General features: G+C 57.8%; 17 protein-coding genes. 14 read left to right on the top strand and 3 right to left on the bottom strand.

Annotated features, from left to right (window positions below; translation table 11 throughout):
- Positions 1–225 precede the first annotated feature (225 nt).
- Positions 226–1,290: a Gfo/Idh/MocA family protein gene (locus FE784_RS33095; protein ID WP_139606529.1), complete on the bottom strand. Its 1,065-nt coding sequence runs from the start codon at positions 1,288–1,290 to the stop codon at positions 226–228.
- Between the two features lie 335 nt (positions 1,291–1,625).
- On the opposite strand from FE784_RS33095, the gene FE784_RS43000 reads away from it, so the two are divergent.
- Positions 1,626–2,036: a GNAT family N-acetyltransferase gene (locus tag FE784_RS43000; RefSeq protein ID WP_176706688.1), complete on the top strand. Its 411-nt coding sequence runs from the start codon at positions 1,626–1,628 to the stop codon at positions 2,034–2,036.
- On the opposite strand, the gene FE784_RS33085 is transcribed toward FE784_RS43000, so the two are convergent.
- Entirely contained in the window at positions 1,945–3,327 is a 1,383-nt protein-coding gene (locus tag FE784_RS33085) for an LLM class flavin-dependent oxidoreductase (protein ID WP_246132299.1), read from the bottom strand. The genes FE784_RS43000 and FE784_RS33085 overlap by 92 nt on opposite strands.
- 263 nt (positions 3,328–3,590) lie before the next feature.
- Entirely contained in the window at positions 3,591–4,478 is an 888-nt protein-coding gene (locus tag FE784_RS33080; protein ID WP_139606528.1) for a LysR family transcriptional regulator, read from the bottom strand.
- A gap of 160 nt (positions 4,479–4,638) precedes the next feature.
- Here FE784_RS33080 and FE784_RS33075 point away from each other — a divergent pair, with 160 nt between their 5' ends.
- The 13 genes from FE784_RS33075 (at position 4,639) to FE784_RS33010 (ending at position 19,353) form a co-directional block, all read left to right on the top strand.
- Positions 4,639–5,298 (top strand): carboxymuconolactone decarboxylase family protein, encoded by a 660-nt coding sequence (locus tag FE784_RS33075; RefSeq protein ID WP_176706687.1) that lies wholly within the window; start codon positions 4,639–4,641, stop codon positions 5,296–5,298.
- A gap of 75 nt (positions 5,299–5,373) precedes the next feature.
- The gene (locus FE784_RS33065; protein ID WP_218103852.1) at positions 5,374–6,732 is read left to right on the top strand and encodes a M20 family metallopeptidase; all 1,359 of its coding nucleotides are present in this window, start codon (positions 5,374–5,376) and stop codon (positions 6,730–6,732) included.
- 317 nt (positions 6,733–7,049) lie between these two features.
- Positions 7,050–8,645 carry an ABC transporter substrate-binding protein gene (locus tag FE784_RS33060; protein ID WP_139606525.1) on the top strand — a complete coding sequence of 532 codons (1,596 nt, stop codon included), beginning with the start codon at positions 7,050–7,052 and terminating at the stop codon, positions 8,643–8,645.
- A 45-nt stretch (positions 8,646–8,690) separates the two neighbouring features.
- On the top strand, positions 8,691–9,638 hold the full coding sequence (locus FE784_RS33055) for an ABC transporter permease (protein ID WP_139606524.1): 948 nt from the start codon (positions 8,691–8,693) through the stop codon (positions 9,636–9,638).
- 22 nt (positions 9,639–9,660) lie between these two features.
- Positions 9,661–10,572 carry an ABC transporter permease gene (locus tag FE784_RS33050; protein WP_139606523.1) on the top strand — a complete coding sequence of 304 codons (912 nt, stop codon included), beginning with the start codon at positions 9,661–9,663 and terminating at the stop codon, positions 10,570–10,572.
- A gap of 78 nt (positions 10,573–10,650) precedes the next feature.
- Positions 10,651–11,649, top strand: a complete 999-nt coding sequence (locus FE784_RS33045) for an ABC transporter ATP-binding protein (RefSeq protein WP_139606522.1) — start codon at positions 10,651–10,653, stop codon at positions 11,647–11,649.
- A 3-nt stretch (positions 11,650–11,652) separates the two neighbouring features.
- Complete coding sequence (locus tag FE784_RS33040; protein ID WP_139606521.1) at positions 11,653–12,642, top strand: ABC transporter ATP-binding protein; 990 nt, start codon at positions 11,653–11,655, stop codon at positions 12,640–12,642.
- Between the two features lie 48 nt (positions 12,643–12,690).
- A complete protein-coding gene (locus FE784_RS33035) occupies positions 12,691–14,061 on the top strand; it encodes an LLM class flavin-dependent oxidoreductase (protein ID WP_139606520.1) in 1,371 nt (456 codons plus the stop codon).
- Positions 14,062–14,077: 16 nt separating this feature from the next.
- Positions 14,078–15,289 carry an acyl-CoA dehydrogenase family protein gene (locus tag FE784_RS33030; RefSeq protein ID WP_176706685.1) on the top strand — a complete coding sequence of 404 codons (1,212 nt, stop codon included), beginning with the start codon at positions 14,078–14,080 and terminating at the stop codon, positions 15,287–15,289.
- A 382-nt stretch (positions 15,290–15,671) separates the two neighbouring features.
- Positions 15,672–16,217, top strand: coding sequence for an NADPH-dependent FMN reductase (gene ssuE, locus FE784_RS33025; RefSeq protein WP_139606518.1), 546 nt, complete (start codon positions 15,672–15,674; stop codon positions 16,215–16,217).
- Between the two features lie 115 nt (positions 16,218–16,332).
- Complete coding sequence (locus FE784_RS33020) at positions 16,333–17,163, top strand: hypothetical protein (protein WP_139606517.1); 831 nt, start codon at positions 16,333–16,335, stop codon at positions 17,161–17,163.
- 142 nt (positions 17,164–17,305) lie between these two features.
- Positions 17,306–17,989: a response regulator transcription factor gene (locus FE784_RS33015; protein WP_139606516.1), complete on the top strand. Its 684-nt coding sequence runs from the start codon at positions 17,306–17,308 to the stop codon at positions 17,987–17,989.
- Complete coding sequence (locus FE784_RS33010; RefSeq protein ID WP_139606515.1) at positions 17,986–19,353, top strand: sensor histidine kinase; 1,368 nt, start codon at positions 17,986–17,988, stop codon at positions 19,351–19,353. The genes FE784_RS33015 and FE784_RS33010 overlap by 4 nt, the downstream gene beginning before the upstream one ends.
- Positions 19,354–19,660: the final 307 nt, after the last annotated feature.

Raw genomic sequence — 19,660 nt, 5'->3', positions numbered from 1 at the left:
GAGGTTTTCCAGTTATCGCTTGTTTACCGGTTGTGTTAGCCCAAATAGATGTATGTTTTCCAGTTACATGCACGAGCGCCCCCGTATATACGCAGGAGAGGGCGGATATCCTGATCCGCTTGGCCGGGTATTTGTAACGGGGACGCTCTGCGAAAACGAGCATGAAGAAGAGGCCGGTCGTTTCCGATCCGGCCTTTTTCCTCTGAACTCGTGCGATTACGGAGATCAGGAATTCAACGAAATTTCTTTGCGCGAGTCCGACGAATCGTAGATCGCCTGGATAATTTGCGACGAAACGATGACGGAATCGATATGGGCAGGCGATTTCTCGCCGGTACGGATACAGTTCAGGAAGCCGTCGATTTCGTTTTGGAACATGTTGCCCGCGTTGTACTTCGGCGTCGTTTCCAGCAAGGCGCCGTTTTTCGCGCTGTAGATGACGAACTCTTTGCCATATTGCAGCCGGATGCCGGCTTTGTCGCCGATAAAATCGATAAACGATTCGCTGACGCCGATGTTTTGCGCCCAAGCGCCGTTTACCGTAACGGTCGGACCTTCCGTACGAATCAACGCGGTGACGGAGTCGTCCACATCGTACGTGCCTTCATAGTTAGGGGGTCCTGCCCACATGCTCGTGTATGTATAGTTCGGCATGTCTTTGCCGAGCTTGCTGAACGCCTGTCCGGATACCGTGAGCGGCTTCGGATCGCCCGAGCAGTACATGACGATATCGAGATAATGAACGCCCCAATCGATCAGAGCCCCGCCGCCGGCGATCGCCTTGGTCGTGAAAGCTCCGCCCAACCCCGGGATGGAACGGTGCGAACGGAAGCTGACATATACGTGATACAACTCTCCGAGGTCGCCGTTCTCGATCATTTTCTTAATAATGTTGACGCCCGTATTAAAGCGGTTCACTACGCCGATATTGAGCACCTTGCCGGTTTCTTGCTGAACCTTTTGCATTTCCAGCGCCTCGGCGTACGTTCTGGCGGCCGGTTTTTCGCAGAGCACGTGTTTGCCTGCCCGCAAGCAGTCGATCGTAATCGAAGCGTGCCCGTTATTCGGCGTGCAAATCGATACCGCTTCGACTTCCGGGTCGTCCAGGATGACGCGGTAATCTTCTACCGCTACGCCGCAGCCGTAGTCGTTCACGGCCTTGTCGGCTCTCTCCTTGATAATGTCGCAGAAATATTTGATTTCCGCATCCGGGTTGGCCAAATACGCTTTGATGTGCTGGCCGTTGGCGATCGTACCGCAGCCGATAATGGCCACTTTGATTTTACTCACCGCATATCCCTCCAAATAATTCGTTTTGACAAGTTAATTGTAGCGGGTTGGGTGAAATAAACAACACTTTTTTTAAAATATTTTTCGCAAATTTAGTGCAAATTTCGGAAACGGGTTTCACGAGTCGGGAAATGGGCTTTCCCGAGGCCGCTGGCCGAAGTCGAGCATGGCAAATTGGACAGAGGCGTTCCCGGCCATGAACGGTGGCTCCGGAACCGGATCCGCGCCTTTTACGCGCGAGGAGCTTTGTTCTAAGCTTATCGCGATCGCACGAATGAAGAAGCGTTCGGGATTGTTTCCGTCCTGCACGAAGAGGCCCCGAAGGCATAGGCGCGTTGGGGGCCAGGGCGGAGCTATTGCAAATAGGGGTAAGCCGGGGCTGCAAAAGAAGCGGCAGCGGCACCAAGCTGCTCCGGCACGCCGAAGAGGTCGTCCGAAGCCGCTGGGCCTACTGCTTGTTCATAATGACCTATGCGGAGGATTGCGACGTCATCGCCTTTTACGGCAAAAACGGTTTCGTGCCGGTCGCCACTCTACCCGACGTATACGGTCCCGGCTTGGAGGGGAAATGTGTTTATGCGGAACATTTTGCGGTAGGTCGCGGCAGCACGGCCGGCGTGGCAGCGGCACGCAACGGCACCCGGCAGTCCTCGCTCACTCCCGCTCGTGAGACGGGCGCCTGTAGCCGGAGCCTGGATGGCTGTCGGCGAGCCGCGTCGCCCCTTTGCCGAACAAACGCTCCCTGAGCGTAGACTCTTCGTACTGTTGGCGGAACATCCCCCGCTTCTGCAGCTCGGGCACGACCAGATCGACGAAGTCGAGATGCGTACCGGGAAGCACGTACCGTTCCAGATTAAAGCCGTCCACCCCGGTCTCCTCGACCCAGTACTGCATCCGGTCCGCAATATCTTCGGCCGTTCCGCACAACGTGATGCCCCGGAACTCCTTCTCCGCGAAATTGTCCATGACGTCGCGCGCCGTTTGCGGCTTGGCGCTATGCTTCGTGTACCTTTCCGTGTGCGTCCGCCCCTGCTCCGTATTCATATCGGCAAAAGGAGCGTCCGGGTCCAGCGCGGCCAGATCGATACCGGTGGCATTCTCATAGGTGAGCAGAGCGGCTTCCCGGCTGCTGTGCCGCCTGTAATCGTCCCGCTTGCGCTCCGCTTCCACTCTCGTCCGGCCGACGATGGCCGACAGTCCGGTAAAGATTTTGATCTCGCTCGCTCCTCTCCCGTATGCGGCCGCCCGCCGCCGTATATCCTCCACTTGAGCCTTCAACGACTCGAGCGTAGGCGCTTTGAGGAATACGCCTTCGGCGTGCTTGGCCGCAAAATCGCGGCCCCGGTCGGAGCTTCCCGCCTGGAACAGGACAGGCGTTCGCTGGATCGACGGCTCGCTCGCGTGAGAGGCCGTGACGTTGAAATAGTTGCCCTTGTGCCGGACAATATGCACTTTGCCGGCATCGGCATACAAACGGCTTTCGCGGTCCGCCGAAACCGCATCGTCCTCCCAGCTGCCTTCCAGCAGCTTGTAGCTGACCTCCATGAACTCCTCGGCCTGATCGTACCGCTCGTTATGGGGCAAAACCGCACCGCGCCCGAAGCATTCCGCGCCGCTGACGCCTCCCGTGGCGACTACGTTCCAGCCGATGCGGCCGTTCGTCAGGTGATCGAGGGTGGAGAAACGCCGGGCATTCGCGAACGGCGCCTCGTACGAGGGCGAAGCCGTCGTGACGAATGCGAGATGCTTCGTGGCCGCCGCCAATGCGGAGATCAACAGCATCGGATCGTTCGAAGGCGTATACACCGCTTCGCGGAATGCCAGCTCGCGTTTGTTTTTCGGGTAGCCGTAAGAGTCCGCGAAAAACATGAAGTCGAATTTTCCGCGCTCGAGTATTTGCGCCAGCTCGATCCAGAACGACAGCTCCTTGTAGCGAACCGTCTGATTGTCCGGATGCGTCCACAAGCCCTGCGTCATCTGATTCGGTGTATGGATATCGAATATGCCCAAATGGATTTTTTTCATTGTCGGATTCACGATCCTTCCGTCTACATACTATTATTTACCCATCGGAATAGTAGAGTTAGCCACACAAGAGAGCATAACGGAATGCATCCGTTTTGTACAATTGAAAAAGCTAAAGCAGGCATTCACTATAATAAAAGACCGATGCCGGCTTGGGCGAATGTGCAAAAAAGCTTCCCTCACTCAGCCCCCGCACGGGACGATCGGGAAAGCTTTGGGATTGCGAGCAAGAAGTGCCGTTATTGGCCCGATTAGACCGGATTCAGTTGTCCGTTTCAAGCCCGGACGCGCAGCGTTTGCTTGATTTCATCAAGCAGATACTCGCTGATTTTGCTCCCCGAAGCGTTACGCCGGGTCAGCAGTCCGAGCTCAGGTCCGTCCAACATATCGGCTATCGGCTTCACGACCGTTCCGGGAATCGCCGGCGATATCGCCACGATCGGCGCCAGCGCGATGCCGAGCCTCGCCTGGACGAAATATTTGATCGCCGTAATCCCCGCAACCTCCATCCCGTTATGACGGAGCTTTCCGATGCTTCGCGTAATCATCTCCTCGATCCGGATCCGGAACGGGCACGTGCCGGGCGTAAACAAAAATTTCTCGTCCTTCAAATCCTTCAGCCTGATATCGTCCCTCTCGGCAAGCGGATGGTCGTCCGGCAGCAGCAAGGCGAACTTCTCCCGGATCAGCGGATGGAATTCCAGCTCCAGATGCGGCTCCGGTTGGTTGCACAAGGCAAAATCGATTTGATCCTCGACAAGCATCCGCATCAGTTCCTTCGTCGTGCTGATCGTTACGTGGATCTGCACCTTCGGCTTGCTGCTCTTGAATTCCGCCAGCACCGCGGGAAGTCGGTTGCTCGCCGACGGCTCGGACGCCCCGACCCGGACAACGCCCGCGTCACCCTGAATAAAATCGCTCAAAGCCCCGTTCAACACGTCGTACTCCTTCAGCAGCGAATCCGCCCGTTCGAGCAGCACCCTCCCCGCGCTCGTAAGCGTAATCGTCTTGCCCCGTTCGAACAGCTTCACTCCGAGCTCCTCTTCCAATTTCTTGATCTGGATCGTGATCGTCGGCTGCGAATATTGCAGCGCTTCCGCGGCCCGTTGGAAATTGCCCAGCTTCACGATCGTCTGAAACGTTTTGATCAGTCGTATTTCCATCCGGTTCAACCTCTCTTTCTTTACTATTGCTAAACGACCCCATTACATTTTTCAATTATACTTCCGAAGCTCTTTGCCCTATTATAACAAATATATACCCTACTAAATCAAGCGGATTACCTTGATTTAATAAAACAATCACATGGAGGCTACTATTCTTATGTCCAACGACAGCTTGTACACCCGACACACGCCCAGCTTCTCCGCCAAATTGTTCGGCTACGCTCCCGAAAGCTTCAAAGCGTTCGGCGAATTCAACAAGCAGGCTTTGGCCGAAGGCGTCTTATCGGTGAGAACGAAAGAGCTCATCGCCGTCGCCGTCGCCCAAATTACCGGCTGCCCTTATTGCATCGAAGCCCACGTCGGCAAGGCGAAAGCGGCGAAAGCGTCGTTCGAGGAGCTGTTCGAGGCCGGTGTCGTCGCCGCGGCCGTCAACGCCCACTCCGTCTTTTACAATACGGCCAATACGTGGAAAGCGTTCGGCGAACGCAAGGAAGACGATCTGTTTCCGCGCGGCAATATCGCTCTCGCGGAACAGCTGGAGCAAGTGAACGAGAGCCTGTATACCGCTTTCGCGGAATACCAGTTCAACTCGCTCCAAGCCGGTCTGCTGTCGGAAAAAGAAAAGCTGCTGGTCGCCGTCGGCTCCGCGCTTGTCATCGGCAATCCTTACAGCATCGACATTTTTACCGGGCGCGCCAAGTCGGCGGGCATAAGCCTGGAGGAGCTCGCCGAGACGCTGCTGGTCGCCACGGCGCTCAAAGCCGGTTCGGCGGTAGCGCACCGGGTAAACGCCTTGCAAGCTTACGAGCGGGACTGACGACGATTGCGCTTATAACGATTCGCCGCGTATGTACCGGTCGACCAACTAGAAGCAGAGAGGGGCATTCCCACCATGAGCGATAACGAGCGGAATAAGGGAATCGGATTCGGAACGAATGCGGAGCATGTAAGCGGGTTTGGAGCTGGAACTGGAACTGGAACTGGAACTGGAACTGGAACTGGAACTGGAACTGGAACTGGAACTGGAACTGAATCCGATACCGGCTCCGAGTCCGGGGCTGACCCGCGATCCGAAACCGCGACCAATCCGTTGCCGGATTGGATCAAGGAGCGGGTCGTAGCTTGGAGAAGACATTTGCACCGCCATCCAGAGCTTTCGTTCCAAGAGAGCGAGACGGCCCGGTACGTGGAGAAGACGCTGCACGGCTTCGAAGGGCTGATCGTCAGCCGTCCGACGCCAACAAGCGTCATGGCCCGCTTGATCGGCTCCCGGCCGGGGAAGACGCTGGCGCTGCGGGCGGACATCGACGCATTGCCGATTGCGGAGGAGAACGATTTCGAGTTCGCCTCCGCCAATCCGGGCGTCATGCACGCCTGCGGCCATGACGGTCACACGGCGATGCTGCTCGCCACCGCACGTCTGCTGGCCGAGAGAAAGGAACGGTTGCACGGCGAAATCCGCTTTCTGTTCCAACATGCCGAGGAGCTGCCGCCGGGAGGGGCCAAAGAGCTGGTCGAAGCGGGCGTCATGGACGGAGTCGACTGGGTATTCGGCGAGCATTTGTCCTCGAAGCTGCCAGTCGGTCAAATCGGAGTCGCATACGGCGAAATGGCCGCGTCTCCGGACAATTTTACGATTACCGTGAAAGGCTACGGCGGTCACGCCGGCTTCCCGCATCGGGCCGTCGATCCGATCTCGATCGGCGCGCAAATCGTGAGCAACCTGCAGCATATCGTGTCCCGGAATACGGACCCTTTGGAGCGATTGGTCGTATCCGTCACCCAATTCACGTCCGGCGCTTCGCACAATGTCATTCCCGACAAGGCCGTGCTCAAAGGAACGGTACGCAGCTTCGGCGCAACGGTACGCGAAGAGGTCCCGGCGTTGATGCGCCGCATCGTACAGGGCGTCGCCGTCGCACACGGCGCGGAGTTCGAGCTCGACTACGTGCTCGGCTACCATCCCGTCGTCAATGACGAGGAGGTTACGCGCATCGTGGAGCAAGCGGCCGTCGAGCTGGCCGGCCCGGCGGCAGTCGTCCGCACGCCGCCCGGCATGAGCGGCGAAGATTTTTCCGCGTACCAGCAAAAGTCTCCCGGCACGTTCGTCAATATCGGAGCGGGCAATCCGGACAAAGGCATCGTCTATCCGCATCACCATCCGAGATTTACGTTCGACGAGGACGCCTTGGTAACCGGCGTGCAGCTGTTCGTCAAAGTGGCGGACAAACTGCTCCATTGGGACGAGTAAAAGCTATCGAACGAGACGTTGCGGCCGGATGCTTTTTCCGAATGCTGGCGTGATTCAGCCCCGCATGCAGGATTCCCTACGCCGAGCCGATTCGCTCCGCTGCAGGCAAAACGCGGCGGCGTTTCGCCGAGCGGGTGCGCTCCCCGCAACGCCTCAAGATTTATAAATGTTAAACTCGGTCTTTACAATCATTCAATGTACAAATGCCGAAATTTCTTGTATGATAATCACATTCCATTTTAATTCCGATTAATTCAATTGGATTAGTAAAGATTAACAAACTTTTACATTGCCAATATAAGGGGAGGTTTTTCACCATGAGACGTTATCGCCATCTGCTGCTCGTCGGTTTAGTTGCCGCATTATTCGCCGTATGGGGCTGCTCGGATAAAAGCTCCACCGATGCCGGATCGGGAAACGCTTCCTCCGGGACAGCCGGAGACACGGCAGGACAAGCCGTCGCGACCGATTTGAAGTACCCGCTCAGCCAAACGATCCCGACCTTGGACCCTCATCTATCTCTAGGGGGCAGCAATGCGACGGTCGTGCTGAACGTATTCGAAGGGCTGTTCGCCTTCAACTCCAAATATGAGCCCGTTCCGATGCTGGCCGAATCGTACGAGCTGAGCGCCGACGGCAAAACGTATACGTTCCTGCTGCGCAAAGGCGTCAAATTCCACAACGGCAAAGAAATGAAAGCCGAGGACGTCGCCGCTTCGCTGAACCGGTGGAAGGACAAGGCGGCTAGGGCGAAATCGTCGTTCGGAGACTCCCAGTTCGCCGTCCAAGACGACTACACCGTCGTGCTGAATTTGAAAAATCCGCAAAACGACACGCTCGCCCAGCTGAGCCACGTACTGAATTTCGCCGGCATCATGCCGAAGGAAGTCATCGATTCGGCCGCTCCGGAAGGCGTCAATGCCTATATCGGCACCGGGCCTTTCAAAATCGTCGAATGGAAAAAGGACCAGTACGTGCACGTGACCAAATTCGAACAGTACCAGTCACTTAAGACGGCGGCCGACGGATTTTCCGGCAAAAAGGAAGCGCTCGTGAACAACATTTATTTCACGCTCGCCACGGACAACGCGACCCGGTTCTCTTCGTTCCTGTCGAAGGACTTTCCATACGTCGACGTCAGCCTCGACAATTTGCCGAAGGTGCAAAACCAGCCGGACGTGCAAATTTTAAAAAATTTGACGACCGACTTCAATCTCGTGTTCAACAAAAAGTCGCCGTTGTTCTCCAACGTGAAAAACCGCCAGGCGGTAGCGGCCGTCCTTGACGCCGACCAAATCTTGCTCGGCATTGTCTCGACGCCGGACCTGTATCGTCTGAACCCGAGCTACATGTACAAGGAAAACTCCAAATTTTATAGCGAAGCGGGCAAAGAAAATTACAACCAGAAAAATCCCGACAAGGCAAAGCAGCTCCTGAAGGATGCCGGATACAACGGCCAGGTGGTCACCCTATTGACGACCAAGGATACGGGTAATTTCTACAACGCGACGTTGATGGTCAAGGACCAGCTGGAGAAAATCGGAGTCAAAACGAAAATCGACATTTACGATTACGCGACGATGCTGACCAAGCGGGCGGATCCGAACGTATGGGACATTTACGTCGGGCCGTTTACGATGCCGTCCACGCCTTCGCAGCTGCTGTACCTGAATCCGACCTACGGGTTCGCGGACGATGCCAAGCTCGCGGAGCTGCTCAAAAAGTCGACCTCGGCGATCAAGCCCGAAGAGATCAAAGCGGCGAACGATGCGCTGCAGCAGTACCAATGGGAATATTTGGCCGCTGTCAAAATCGGCGACACATACAGCTACAGCGCGGTCCGCAAAAACTTGACGGGACTTACCCTGTTCAGCGGGTTCCCGAATTTGGCTAATACGAAGCTGTTGAAATAACGCTAACAACGAAAGCGTTCGAGTAGCGGCGAGGAGGAGTCCGTTTTGGGAACTTACATTATGAAACGTCTGCTGGCGTTGCTTCCGGTTATCGTCATCATGTCCGTCGTCGTGTTTCTGATCATTTACTTGATTCCCGGCGATCCCGCCAGGGTCATGCTAGGGGACGGCGCCGACGAGGAGACGATCCGCCAGCTGCGCGGGCAGATGGGACTCGACCTCCCGCTTGTCGAACAATATTTGCGCTGGGTCGGCGGGGCGCTGCGAGGGGATCTCGGCAATTCGTTTTTCTTGAAGCAGCCCGTCTCGGAAGCGATCGCGGAGCACCTCCAGCCTACCGTATCGCTGGCACTGCTGGCCGAGCTCGTGGCGCTCGCCATCGCGGTGCCTTTCGGTATCCGGGCGGCCGTCCGAAGAGGGCAATTCGCCGACAAAGCTCTTACCGCCTACTCGCTGCTCGGCATTACGATTCCCGGCTTTTTGCTCAGCCTGTTTCTCGTCCTGCTGTTCGCGGTTCGTCTGAGGTGGCTTCCCGTCTCCGGATACGCTCCTTTAAGCGACGGGTTGTGGAACTTCCTGCAATATTTAATATTGCCGGCCGTCTCGATCGGCGTCGTCATATCCGCGGTCATCGCGAGAATCGTCCGTTCCTCCGTACTCGAGGTGCTTAACGAGCCCTATGTCCGGACGGCGCGCTCCAAGGGCGTAAGCGAACGGGCTCTCGTATACAAGCATGTGCTGCGCAACGCGCTTATTCCGATCCTTACAGTGGTCGGAGGAACGTTCGGCACGCTTATGGCCGGGGCTGCGGTAGTGGAAACGATTTTCAATATTCCGGGCATCGGGCAAATGCTCGTCCATTCCGTGGAACGGAGAGATTATGCGGTCATTCAAGGGCTCGTGCTGTTCATCGCGTTCGTCTATGTCGCGGTCAACCTGATCGTCGATCTGCTGTATGCCGCCGTCGATCCGAGAATCAGACTGGGCAAGTAACGGAAAGGAGGAGGAAGACGAAATGACGGAAATCGCTTCAGACGCCCGTGTCGCCGAACGTTCGACGCTGGCGGGCAGTCAGCGAAGATTGTTCTATCGCCGGCTGCTGGCGAACAAAGCGGCTATGGCCGGCATCGCGCTAATCGTCCTGCTCGCCGTCGTCAGCCTGTTCGCGCCGTGGATCGCCGCACGCGATCCGCAGGACGTCGATATCGTCAAACGGCTGACCCCGCCAAGCCCGGGTCACTGGTTCGGCACGGACAACTTCGGCAGAGACGTGTTCAGCAGAGTCGTCTACGGGACCAAAATATCGGCCGAGGTAGGCTTTGCGGTCGCCTTGGCCGTATCCGCCTTCGGTCTCGTTATCGGTTTGTATTCCGCCATGTACAAATGGCTCGATCAATTGCTTATGCGCTTTATGGACGGCTTGTACGCTTTTCCTGCCGTGCTGCTCGCGATCGCGATTATGGCCGCGCTCGGTCCGAACGCGGGCAACCTGATCGTCTGCCTCATCGTCGTATTCGTCCCTTCCGTCGCCCGAGTCGTCCGCTCGGCCGCTCTCGTGGCTAGGGAGCAAACGTATATCGAGGCGATGCGGGCGCTCGGCGCCTCCCATACCCGGATCGTCTGGCTGCACATTATGCCGAATACGCTATCCCCGCTTATCGTGCAAGGCTCGTTCGTTTTCGCAGAAGCGATTATCGTGGAGGCGGCCTTGAGCTTCCTCGGTGCCGGCATTCCCGCTCCTACCCCGAGTCTCGGCAATCTGCTGTCGGACGGTAAAATGTTCATCTACAACTCGTGGTGGATGACGCTGTTTCCGGGCTTGGCGCTTATGGTGTCGGTGCTGGCGATGAACTTGTTCGGGGACGGCGTGCGGGATTTGCTCGATCCGCATACGAGGCAAGCGCGGAAGGGCAAATCGCGGCAATGACCTTATCATAGGCGGCGAGAAAGCCGGGCCAATCGAAGTGCGGATAGTGACTTCGGATACGGGAAAGGAGGCGGCGATATGCCGAACGAGCAGATTTTGTTGGACATTCAAGCGCTTAGAACGCGTTTTTACACGGAGGCCGGACCTGTGGCGGCGGTAGACGGCGTGTCGTTTCATGTGAACAAAGGCGAAATATTGGGCGTAGTCGGCGAATCCGGCTGCGGCAAAAGCGTGACCGCCCAATCCGTGCTCCGGCTGTTCGACGAGAGGCGCACCGCTTCCTACGAAGGACGGATTTCGTATGACGGACGCGACCTGCTCGGGCTGAGCGAACGGCAAATGCGGGACATTCGCGGCAATGACATATCGATGATTTTCCAAGATCCGCTCAGTTCTCTCAATCCGGTGTATACGATCGGCGACCAGATCGCCGAGACGATCCGGCTTCATCGCCGGACGGGCAAGAAGGAAGCATACCGGAAGGCGGTCGACCTGCTTCGCCTGACGGGGATCCCCGCTCCCGAACGCCGGGTCGGCGAATACCCTCATCAGCTGTCCGGCGGGATGCGCCAGCGCGTCATGATCGCCATCGCGCTCGCCTGCGAGCCCGGCCTGCTCATTGCCGACGAACCGACAACCGCCCTGGACGTGACGATCCAAGCACAAATTATGGAGCTCATTGTCAGCCTGAACCGCAAGCTCGGCATGAGCGTCATGCTCATCACCCACGATCTCGGCCTCGTGGCCGAAGTATGCGACCGGGTCGTCGTCATGTACTTGGGACAAGTCGTGGAAACGGCCGATGCCCGCACGCTGTTCGCGAAGCCGCGCCATCCGTATACGATCGGCCTGATGCAGGCCATTCCGCGTCTGGACGGCGACCGCTCGAAGCCGTTGAAGGCGGTCGAGGGCAGCGTGCCTTCGCTTCACGACGTGCCCGGCGGCTGCCGGTTTGCACCGAGGTGCGCCTATGCGGACGACAAGTGCCGGAACGATATGCCCGAGCTGACCGGGCTGAAGGACGGTACGGCGGTTCGCTGCTGGCACGCCGATCACATCGACGGAATGGAGGCGTAAACGATGACCGTATCGGGCGAAAGCCGTCCCGTTGCCACCCCGCTGCTGCAGGTGAACGGACTGAAAACCTATTATACGGCCAAACAGCCGAACGGCTTCCGCAAAGCGGTCGTCAAGGCGGTGGACGACGTCTCCTTCCGCATCTACGAGGGGGAAACGTACGGTCTCGTCGGAGAATCCGGCTGCGGCAAAAGCACCTTGGGCAAAACGCTTCTGCGGTTGACGGAGCCGACGGCGGGCGAAGCGGTATACCGGGAACGCGATTTGTTCCGCCTGTCCCGCAGCGAGCTCCGGACGCTGCGCCAGGAGCTGCAAATCGTATTCCAGGATCCGTTCTCCTCGCTCAATCCGCGAAGAACGATAGGCAAAACGTTGGAGGAGCCGCTCGCGATCCACGGGATCGGCACCCCGAAGGAACGGACGGAGCGCGCGTTCGGCATGCTTCGAACCGTCGGACTGCCCGCCGAGCACTATTACAGACTGCCGCACGAGCTGTCCGGGGGCCAAAGACAGAGGATCGGACTCGGCCGGGCATTGATCGTGAACCCGAAAATCGTCATTTGCGACGAGCCCGTATCCGCTCTCGACGTCATTATCCAATCGCAAATGATCAACCTGATGAGGCAGCTTCAAGCAGAGCTGAAGCTGACCTATTTGTTCATCGCCCACGATATCGGCGTGGTGCGACATATTTCCGACCGGATCGGCGTCATGTATTTGGGCAAAATCGTCGAAGAAGCGCCCGTCGACAGCTTGTTCTCGACTCCTCTTCATCCTTACACGAAAGTGCTTTTGTCCGCCGTGCCGAATCCGGACCCGGTCCGCAAGAAGGAGCGGATCATCCTGCAAGGGGAGCCGCCCTCTCCGCTCGATCCGCCCGCCGGCTGCACGTTCCATACCCGTTGCCCATACGCGACCGAGTTATGCCGGAATACGCCGCCTCCCAAGCGGGAGGCGGCGCCCGATCATTTCGTCGCCTGCCATTTGACCTAGAATACGATGGCAACGCTCGACTACTTCACGAAGAAGGGAAGACGCATCATGAAACAGATTCATTTGGGCGTGTTCGAAGTGAACGCCGTCAACCATTTGACGCAGGGCATTTGGGCGCATCCCGAGCAAAACCGGATTCATTACAACAGCATCGACTACTGGACCAATATCGCGCAAATACTCGAGCGCGGCAAATTCGACTTCATGTTTTTCGCCGATACGTACGGCTCGCCCAAGCAGCGGGTCGAGCTCGCGTTCCGGGAGGCGTCCGGTATTCCGGGCAACGATCCGATGCTGCTTATTCCGGCTTTGGCCGCGGCGACGAAGCATTTGGCGTTCACGATGACGACCTCCACGACCTATGAGGCGCCTTACGCCAATGCGCGCCGCTTCTCGACGCTCGACCATATTACGAAAGGCCGCATCGGCTGGAACGTCGTCACGACGAGCAACAAATCGGCCGCCGATTTGTTCGGCAAGGACGAGTTCGTTCCCCACGACGAACGGTACGACATCGCCGACGAATATTTGGATCTGAGCTACAAGCTGTGGGAAGGATGCTGGGAAGACGACGCTCTCCTCATCGACCGGGAAAACAGAGTATTCACCGATCCCGCCAAAGTCCACAAAATTACCCACGAGGGCAAATATTTCCGGCTGACCGGGTACCATGGCTCTTCGCCGTCTCCCCAGCGGACGCCCGTCCTGTTCCAGGCCGGCAGCTCCGAGCGCGGCCGGGCTTTCGCCGCGAGGCATGCCGAGGGCGTCTTCCTCAAGGCGCCTACGGTCGAAGTATTGCGCGATCAGATCGCCGATATACGCAGACGGGCCCGGGAATACGGCAGAGACCCGTCTTTCGTGAAAGTATTTACCGGATTGTCGGTCGTCACGGGACGCACCCGCGAGGAAGCGCAGCGCAAATACGAACAATACTTGAGCTATCAGAGCGCGGAAGCGACGCTGTCGAGCTATGCCGGCGTTACCGGCATCGATCTGACGGCGCTCGATCCGGATTCGGTATTCGAGAACGTCCATACCGAGATGGGCCAAACCCATACCGACCGGTTTACCAAATACAGCAAGACGAAGAAGACGGTGCGCGAAGTGATGGACGATTTCCTGCAGAAAGGATTCCGCGGCTTGACCGTAGTCGGAACGCCCGAGGAGGTCGCGGACAAAATCCAATATTGGGTCGAGGCGACGGACGTGGACGGCTTCAATCTGGAGCCGTACGTGCTGCCGGGCTCCTATCTAGATTTCGTCGATTTGGTCGTGCCAGAGCTGCAAAAGCGCGGCATTCACAAGAAGGATTATGAGGAAGGGACGTTCCGCGAGCGCCTGTTCGGCAAAGGATACGCCCGGCTGCCGGAGCACCATCCGGGAGCCGCTCTCCGGGAAACGGTGCGTAGCTCGTACTAAGAAGGGGACAGCGACTATGTTCAGTCATGAAGATCATGCAAACGCCGTAGAACGGTTGGAATATTCGGAGCGGCAAGTCGACCTGCTTACGCGGATCAGAGAGCTTGGAGACCGGCGCATCGGTCCGGCGGCCAAGCAAACGGATCGGGACGGAGCTTACCCGCAAGCGGGCATCGATGCGCTTCGGGAGGCGGACCTGATCGGGCTGGCCGTTCCCGAGCCGTACGGAGGAAGAGGGGCCGGCTTTCAAGGAGACGTCGTGCTGCTCGTGCTCGCCCTGATGGAGCTGGCCTCCTATTGCTCCTCCACGTCACAGGTGTTCGCGCTGCACAATACGGGCGTTCAGCTCATTCATGCGATGGGCGACGAGAAACAGAAACGGCATTTTTTCGATGACGTGCTACGCGGCAATCTGTTCGCCAGCTTCGGCAGCGAGGCGAACGCGAGCCGCTTCGCTCTCGCAAGCACGCTGCGCAAAACGGATGGCGGCTTCATCCTGAACGGCAAAAAAATATTCGCGACAGGTTCGCCCGGAGCGAAATGGGCATTTTGGCGATCCGTCTCGGACGATGCCCACGGCAATCAGGAGGAGCGGTACATGATGCCTGTCGTCCTGCTGTCGGCACCGGGCGTTGCGGTAGCGGACGACTGGGACGGTATGGGACAGCGCGGTACCGGCAGCGGTACGGTTACGGCCGACAACGTATTCGTCCCCGAGCTCCATATCATGGGAGGACCTGGGGACTACTCGCGGCATGCCCCCTTCTTCGCCTCGCAGTTCCATATCCATTTCGCCGCCCAGTTTGTCGGCATCGCCACGGGCGCTTACCGGGAAGCGCTGCGGTACGTCAAGGAAAAGGCCCGTTCTTGGTCGGATGCCAAGTCGGCGGCCGAAGATCCGGTTACGCAGCTCCGGGTGGGCGATATGGCTGCCAAGCTGGCCGCCGCCCGCCAGCTCGTCCTGCGTGCGGCTCGCCTGCTGCAAGCGTACAACGACCGTCCCGAGCTGCAAGCTGCCGTCCACGTCGCGGCCTCGCACGCCAAAATCGTTGCCACCGAGACGTCGCTCGACATTACGAACTCGGTCTTCCAGGTGATGGGGGCGAGGGCGGCTACCCGCGCATACGGCTTCGATATGTACTACCGAAATGCCCGCACGTTGACGCTGCACGACTCGGTAGACAAGCAGCGGGAGACGGTGGGCAAGTATGAATTGGGCTTGGTCTAAATGATTGCCTGCTTTTCGCCGATATTATGGAGAATAGCACAGGTCCGGACCGGGCGATCAAGCCGAACGATCCTCGACCACGCGTGGCCATGAGCGTTCCGTGTCGCATCCGAGCCGGCGTCTTGTCGGCAACCGCCGTCAAATAGCGCCGTCGTTCCTTGCCGTCGAATCGAAAATTGCTGTCGGTTCGCCTCGCCAACTCGAAAAGCGCCGTCGCTTCCCGCCGTCGTTTCCCGCTGTCGGAGCGGTGTCGGATTACCGTGTTTCGTTTGTCGGAAAACGCCGGGAACGCTGAATTCATTATGGACCGCTGGTTAACCTAGCTTCGTCTGTCTATGCTTTCGCACACTATGTCCCCTGAACCGAGGAGGTACAACAAACAATGGCAATTATCACTATCGTATCCGGGAGCCCTTCCAGAAGCTCTCGGCTGCATGGCTTGACCGGCTATGCGGAAAGCAAATTGCTGCAGGCGGGAAATACGGTCGAAACGATCTATGCGGCCGATCTGCCTGCGGAGGATCTGATCAAGGCGAATTTCGCAAGCACCGCCATCCGGCAAGCGCTTCAAACGATCGAGAAGTCGGACGGGCTGATCGTCGCGAGCCCGGTGTACAAAGCCGCCTATACCGGCGTGCTGAAAACGTTCCTCGACCTGCTGCCGCAAAAAGGACTGCAGGGCAAAGTCGCGCTTCCGCTGTTCATCGGCGGTACGATCGCCCATTTGCTGTCGATCGATTATGCCCTGAAGCCGGTGCTCTCGGCCATGAGCTGCACGAACATTTTGACCGGCGTCTATGCGACCGATCAATGGGTCGCCCGTTCGGAGGACGGATCGTTCGTTCTGACGGAAGAGTTGACCGCACGGTTGGACGACTCGCTCACCCAGCTCCACGACGAGCTGCGGTGGAAGGCGCAGCGGCAATAATAGGCCTCCGTTTCTCACAATTTCCCATAATCTTCTCATGATTCTCCCTCATTTCTCCGTTACAGTAAAGGTGCAGGAACCCGGATGTCCTATTATTGGATCGGAGGACGATTGAATGAAACGACCCCGCTTGAAAAAAACTTTGCTGCCGGCCGCGCTGGCGCTTGCCCTGATCGTTCCGGCCGCCGCTTATGCCGCCGAACAGACGAAGCCGGGTGCGGAAGCCGGCCCCGCTGCGAAACGCGCGATAGAGGCCAAGCACAAACACGAAGCGTTCGCCAAGCGGATCGACGATTTCCGCGATCGCGGTCAAAATCCTTTCAAAGGAAAGCTCAGTCACAAAATGGCCGCGAATCAAGTAAACCAGCACAAATATTTGGAGCTGCTGGCCGAGAAATATTCGCCGGCTACGCTCGCGGATTGGAAAGCGGTCCTGACGGAGCAGCAAAATCTCCGCGAGCAGCTGCAGGCGCTGCTGAAAGACCAGGGAGTCCAGGATGCTCTAAAAGCTCAAAAGAAACAGCTTCAGGAGCAGTGGAAGACGAAGCAGGACGAGCTGAAGCAAAAGGTCGAGAGCGGCGCGATTACGAAGGAGCAAGTGCGCAATCAACTGAAATCGCGCGCCGTTCCTTTCGCCGCCTCGAAGGACGGATTCAAAAACGCGCTTCCAAAAGAAGCCGTTGCCGCCGCCAAGGACGCCATGAAGCATTGGCAAGAATTGACCGAAGCGGTTAAAGCCGACGATGCGGACGCCATCCGCGCGGCATTGGCCCCCATTCTCGAAGACTTGAAAAAAGGCAACGAAAAAACGGCAGCCCAAATCGCCAAGCTGAAGCCGAACGCGAACGGTCAAGCCGTACAGCCGAGGACGCCGAAGCACAAGCAGGACAAAAACCGGACCCCGGCGCAGACGCAGCCTCAAACCGACGCCCGGGCCGGGCAGTAGAGCAGCGCCCGGCTCGCGGCACGGAACCCGATCGGATCACGAACCGGTCGGGTTTTTGCCGCACCCGGAATTCGCCTGCAATGCGGCCGCGCCCGGCATGATATAATGAAGGCATAACTACCCCGCCAGGAGGCTGAGAGCCGTGCCGTTTCGCATTTATATAGCGGAGGATGAAACCAATTTGAATCAGGTGCTGTCCACTTATTTGCACAAGGAAGGCTGGCAAGTGCGCAGCTTCCTGCGGGGCGAAGAGGCGCGCAAGGCGATTCCGGAAAGGCCGCACCTGTGGATTTTGGACATTATGCTTCCCGATGTGGACGGGTTCCAGCTTATACGCGAGATTAAAGCCGACTCCCCGGGTATGCCCGTTATTTTTATTTCGGCCCGGGATGCGGACCTGGACCGGGTGATCGGACTCGAGATGGGCAGCGACGACTACTTGGCGAAGCCGTTTCTTCCCCGGGAGCTCGTAATCCGCAGCCGCAGGCTGCTCGAGCGCATTTACGGCGCACCGCAGATCGAGACGCAGCCGGCTGTGTCGACAATCGTCATTCCCCCGTACCATATCGACGAGACGAGACGCCTCCTGTACCGTCAGGATACGATAATCGAGCTGACGTCGAAGGAATTCGATTTCGTGCTGTTCCTGGCGAAGCACCAAGGAACAGCGTTCGCCCGCGAGCAGCTGCTCAATCATATATGGGGCGAAGATTATTTCGGCACCGATCGCGTCGTCGACGATCTGGTCCGCCGCATTCGCAGGAAGTTGACCGACTTGCGGCTGGAAACGTTGTACGGCTACGGGTACAGGCTGGTGCAATCGTGAAAAACAAGCCTTTGTTCGTGCAAATTTGGCTTGTCATCACGACGATTACGACCGGCATCGCCCTGCTGCTCCTGCTCGCGATTCCGTTGTTTCTCGGCAGTTACTTTACGCGGGAAATATACAGGACGATCGAGGAGGCGCAAAATTCGCTGCTCTCGAATCGTCTGCAGGACCGGATCGCCGACCGGCTTCTGGAAGATCCGGCCGCGATCGAGCGCGATCAGGAGAAGCAAAACATCCGTACGGTCCGGCATTTGTTCATGACTCCGGAAGGCAGACTGCTGCCGAACCCCGCGACGCTCCCGACCGAATTCAAGCAGCTGTTGGCCGCCGAAGCCCGCGAGCAGACGCTGCCGGCCGAGCGGTACGAATATCGGCTGAACGGCGAGAAAATGTATTATGTAATCCGCGCCGAAGCGTTCCGGGGCCGCAAGCTGTACGTGCTGTCCTACATGTGGGACGAGCACCGGAACAAGCTGGTGAAGGAGCTGTCGTTCCGGCTGTCCCTCATTATGGGCCTTATTTTGCTGTTCAGCTGGATTCCGGCGCTCTGGCTGGCCAAATATTTGTCGCGCCCGCTCGTCAAGCTGGAAAACGACGTCAAGCATCTCGCGGACCGCAACCGGACGCAGCCGATCGGACTCGACCGCAAGGACGAGTTCGGCCGGCTTGCCCACTCGATGGAGCAAGCGCGGCAGCAGCTCATCCGGCAGGACGAAACGCAGCAGACCCTGCTCCAGCACATTTCCCACGAGCTGAAAACCCCGGTCATGGTCATTCGCAGCTATGCGCAATCGATACAGGACGGCATCTATCCGAAAGGCAGCCTGCAAACGTCCGTCGAGGTCATCGATCAGGAAGCGGAAAGACTCGGAAATCGGATACGCTCGCTGCTGTATTTGACCAAGCTGGACTATTATGCTACCTACAAGCCGGTAACGAAGGAACCGTTCCGGCTCGACCGTTTGACGGAGCAGGTTGTCGAGCGTCTTCGTTGGCGGCGTCCCGAGCTGACGTGGACGCTTCGGATGGAGCCGCTTGTCCTACAAGGCGACCCGGACCAGTGGACGGTCGCGCTGGAAAATTTGCTGGACAATCAGATCCGTTACGCAAGGTCGCGAATTACGGTTACCAGCCAACCCGGCGGAGCGGACGGCGGCAGGGGAGCGTGGACCGTGTCCAACGACGGCCCGCCGATCGAGCCGGAATTGATGGACGATCTGTTCGGCCATTTCCGCTCCGGAGCGAACGGCGAATTCGGTCTCGGTCTCGCCATTGTCAAACGGATCGCCGAGCTGCACCAAGCGTCCGTTCAGGCGTGCAACGAACCGGACGGCGTGCGCTTTCGGGTCCTTTTCGAGTAAACCCGCTTCCGTATTGAAAATGCGAAAACCGCCGGTATCCGGCGGTTTCATTTGTATAACACGCATCACCACACAACCCGAAGCCTCTGGATGGGGCAGGTGCAACGTGTCGCCGGAAATAAAGGAACTGTATTCCGCTATTGTCCCGAATACCGTCACACACTTGAAGATAGCGGAACACGCTTCCGTTATATCGATCTTTCGAGGCGGGATATGTACGTAAACAGCGGTTTAGCGGAACGGTTTTCCGTTATTTTGCGATCGACAATGGCACTTGGGTCCATAACATACGTCAGTTCCGTTATTT

The sequence above is a fragment of the Paenibacillus hemerocallicola genome (genome assembly GCF_006265175.1).
GTDB classification, from domain to species: Bacteria; Bacillota; Bacilli; order Paenibacillales; family NBRC-103111; genus Paenibacillus_AB; species Paenibacillus_AB hemerocallicola.
This window is presented reverse-complemented; position numbering and strand designations above follow the sequence as displayed.